The sequence below is a fragment of the Neorhizobium sp. SHOUNA12A genome (assembly GCF_023006505.1).
Taxonomy (GTDB): Bacteria; Pseudomonadota; Alphaproteobacteria; order Rhizobiales; family Rhizobiaceae; genus Neorhizobium.
In genome coordinates, this window is sequence record NZ_JALBGV010000173.1 from 1 (window position 1) to 3,210 (window position 3,210).

General features: G+C 64.3%; 5 protein-coding genes. 2 read left to right on the forward strand and 3 right to left on the reverse strand.

Features of this window, described 5'->3' with window-relative positions:
- Both MOV63_RS32185 and MOV63_RS32190 read left to right on the forward strand, forming a co-directional pair.
- On the forward strand, positions 1–1,134 hold a 1,134-nt coding region (locus tag MOV63_RS32185), incomplete at its 5' end, for a sodium:proton antiporter (RefSeq protein WP_247039805.1).
- A gap of 147 nt (positions 1,135–1,281) precedes the next feature.
- Entirely contained in the window at positions 1,282–1,731 is a 450-nt protein-coding gene (locus MOV63_RS32190) for a DoxX family protein (protein WP_038540175.1), read from the forward strand.
- 65 nt (positions 1,732–1,796) lie between these two features.
- Here the strand turns inward: MOV63_RS32190 and MOV63_RS32195 are convergent, their stop codons facing one another.
- The 3 genes from MOV63_RS32195 to MOV63_RS32205 all read right to left on the reverse strand — a co-directional run.
- Positions 1,797–2,201 carry a GFA family protein gene (locus tag MOV63_RS32195; RefSeq protein ID WP_247039806.1) on the reverse strand — a complete coding sequence of 135 codons (405 nt, stop codon included), beginning with the start codon at positions 2,199–2,201 and terminating at the stop codon, positions 1,797–1,799.
- 23 nt (positions 2,202–2,224) lie between these two features.
- Positions 2,225–2,923, reverse strand: coding sequence for an ATP phosphoribosyltransferase (hisG, locus tag MOV63_RS32200; RefSeq protein ID WP_247039807.1), 699 nt, complete (start codon positions 2,921–2,923; stop codon positions 2,225–2,227).
- Positions 2,920–3,210: ATP phosphoribosyltransferase regulatory subunit (locus MOV63_RS32205; protein ID WP_247039808.1), on the reverse strand; the 291-nt coding region annotated here is incomplete at its 5' end. The genes MOV63_RS32205 and hisG, both read right to left, overlap by 4 nt.

Sequence of the window (3,210 nt, forward strand, 5' to 3'; positions counted from 1 at the left end):
ATCCCGCGCACCACCGATACGGTCCTTCGCGGCGAAAGCCTGTTCAACGATGCGGCTGCGCTGCTGATCTTCGACGCGGCGCTCTCCGTGCAATCGGCCGGCAGTCTCGATGCGGGCGTGGCGCTGCATCTTGCCGTCGCGGTGCCCGGCGGCCTGCTGCTCGGGGTCCTGGCCGCCTGGGTGGTCCGGCATCTCATGCGGTTCGTCGCCGGTACGCTCGGCGGCATCCTCCTGCAGTTCGTCCAGACCTTCCTTCTGTGGATCCTCGCCGAACGGCTCGGCCTGTCGGCGGTGCTTGCCATCGTCGCCTTCGCGATGACGCTCGCGAGAAGCAGCGAAGCCCGCTCCTCGGCGCGCATGCGGGTGCAATCCTACGCGGTCTGGACCGCCGTCGTGTTCGTTCTCAACGTCATGGCCTTCCTGCTGATGGGCATGCAGGTTCGCGACATCGTCGGCGGAATGCCGGCGGATCACCTCTGGGATGCGGCCCGCTTTTCGCTGCTGACGATCATGATCGTCATCGTCGTGCGGTTTGCGGTCTGCGTCGGCTACAATCGGCTCACCGCCTGGCATGAGCGCAGCCGCGGCAGGCCGGAACCCGCGACGACGACCCAGGCACTGCTGGCCGGCTGGTGCGGCATGCGCGGTCTGGTGACGCTTGCGACCGCCTTCGCCCTGCCGGTGGACTTTCCGCAGCGCGACGTCGTGGTGCTGACCGCTTTTTCGGTGGTGCTTGCGACCCTTGTCGTCCAGGGATTGACGCTTACCCCGATCATCCGCTGGCTCGGCCTCGACCGACGCGCCGAGGGGCATGGCGAACTCGCCGTCATCCGCGGCAAGATCGCGCTCGCCGGCCTTTCCAGGCTCGACGGTGCGACCGAGACGGAAGCCGAATTGCTGCGCTCGAAATTCCGCATCGAACAGCTGGCCGCCTCCCGGATCGAGGACGCCAACTCTCTCGAGACCTACCGGCGGCTGGCCTTGAAGGCGATTGCCGCACAGCGGGAAGAGCTGGAAAAGCTTCGCTCCGTGCACAAGGTCAATGTCGACGAATATAATCTGCTGCTCGAAGAGATCGACTGGCGCGAGCTTTCGGTCCTGCCTGAAGATGCGCGCCGGATCGAGGAGAGCTGATCCGCCCGCCAGTCATCATCGTCTCCTTTTATCGAACAAACCGTCAATCATTGTTCATCTTCCGGATACGGACAAAATGGGGCACATACGGTCCCAGAGAATTCACCCCGCGTGTCCAACCAGAGACACCGATCCGGAGATCTGAAAATGTCCACCACAGCCACCAATTCCCTGCTTCTCGTCGGCCGCGTTCTTCTGGCCGGCATGTTCGTCATGTCCGGTTTCCAGAAGCTCGTCGATCCCGCCGGCACCGCCGGCATGATCACCGGCGCCGGCCTTCCCGCCGCCACGCTGCTCGCCTATGTCGCAGGCCTCTTCGAACTGATCACCGGCCTTGCCGTTCTGACCGGCTTCCAGACCCGTATCGCAGCAATCCTGCTTGCGCTCTTTTCGGCTTTCACCGCATTCGTCTTCCATTCGGGCGCCATCAACGTCCCGGGTTTCCCGGAGGCCGCCAACGGCCTGCTGACGGTGTTTAACAGCCTGATGATGATGAAGAACCTGACGATTGCCGGTGGGTTCCTGGCTCTCGCCGCCATTGGCGCCGGTGCATTTTCTGTCGACGCCCGCCGTGGTTCTGTCGCAATCGCTGCCTAAGCTTTCGAAATTCCCTGCCCAAGACTGCCCGCCGGATGAGAAGTCCGGCGGGTATTTTTTTGAGCTCAATCGGTCTGGACGGCTGGCAGTTCGCTCATTTCGGGCAGCCAGGAAACGGCAGAGCGGCACCACATCTGCCGTTGCGGCTTCAACTCCGCCCGCTGATCGATGCTGCCCCAGCGAATGCCCCAGATCCTGGCCGCCTCACCTTCGCCATTGACGAAAAGGGGCGAGCCGCATTCGGGGCAGAAATACTGCTGGCGGACGCGGCCGCTCTCGGCCACCTTGCGGTAGAGTTTTGGCTCGTGCCCGGTGAGTTTCAGATCGCTTTCCGGGACGACGGCGGTGACACGAAACGGCGAGCCGCTCAGCGTCTGGCAATCGGTGCAATGGCAGATACCGACCCGCTTCGGATCGAGTTCCGCCTCATAGGTGACATAGCCGCAATGGCATCGACCGGTTACATGCATCGTCCTTCCTCCCCTTCAAAAACTCAGAGCACGGCGCGGACTGCCTCGATGATCCTGGCTATCCTCGGATCCTCTTCGTGAGCCGGCTTGCGGGCCCTGACCAGGCAGGCTTCCGACTTCAGGATCACGCCATCCGACAGGATCTTCAGGTGATTGGCCCTGAGCGTCGATCCCGTCGAGGTGATATCGACGATGATGTCCGCCTGGCCGGCGGCCGGCGCGCCTTCGGTTGCGCCGAGGCTTTCGACGATGCGGTAAAGCTGGATGCCGTGCTGGCTCGAAAAGAACTGCTGGGTAAGGCGCCAGTATTTCGTGGCGATTGCCAAACGGCGGCCGTGGCGGGCGCGAAAATCCGCTGCCACGTCGCCGAGGTCGGCCATGGTTTCGACGTCGAGCCAGATTTCCGGCACCGCGACCACCACATCGGCGTGGCCGAAGCCGAGGCGGGCGCAGAATTCCACCCGTCCGTCGGCGCCGGCCATGCCTTCGCGCACCAGGTCTTCGCCGGTGACGCCGAAATCAACGGCGCCGCTTGCAAGCTCGCGGGCAATCTCGGAGGCCGAGAGATAGGCGACCTCGACGCCTTCCATGCCCTCGATGCGGCCGCGATAGGAACGGTCGTTGCCGACCGCGGAAATGGCAAGGCCGGCGCGCTCGAAGATCTCGGCGGTCTCTTCCTTGATACGGCCCTTGGAGGGCAGAGCGATGGTGATCGTGCTCATCTCAGTGCCCTCGCAGCTTCGATCCGGTCGAGCCAGAGCGAGAAACCGACCGCCGGAATATGCTCCCTGGCGCCGAGCAGGGTCAGCAGCCGGTCGAAACGGCCGCCGCCGGCAAGCACCGCGGACGACCCCGCCTCGGTCACTTCGAAAACGAGGCCGGTATAATAGTCGAGCGGCCGGCCGAAGGCGGCGCGGTAGGTCATGGCGGAGAGATCGGCGCCGGCATTGGCGAGCGCTGCGAGCCGGGCGTCGAAGCGGGAAACCGCTGCGCCGAGCTTCAGGCCGGC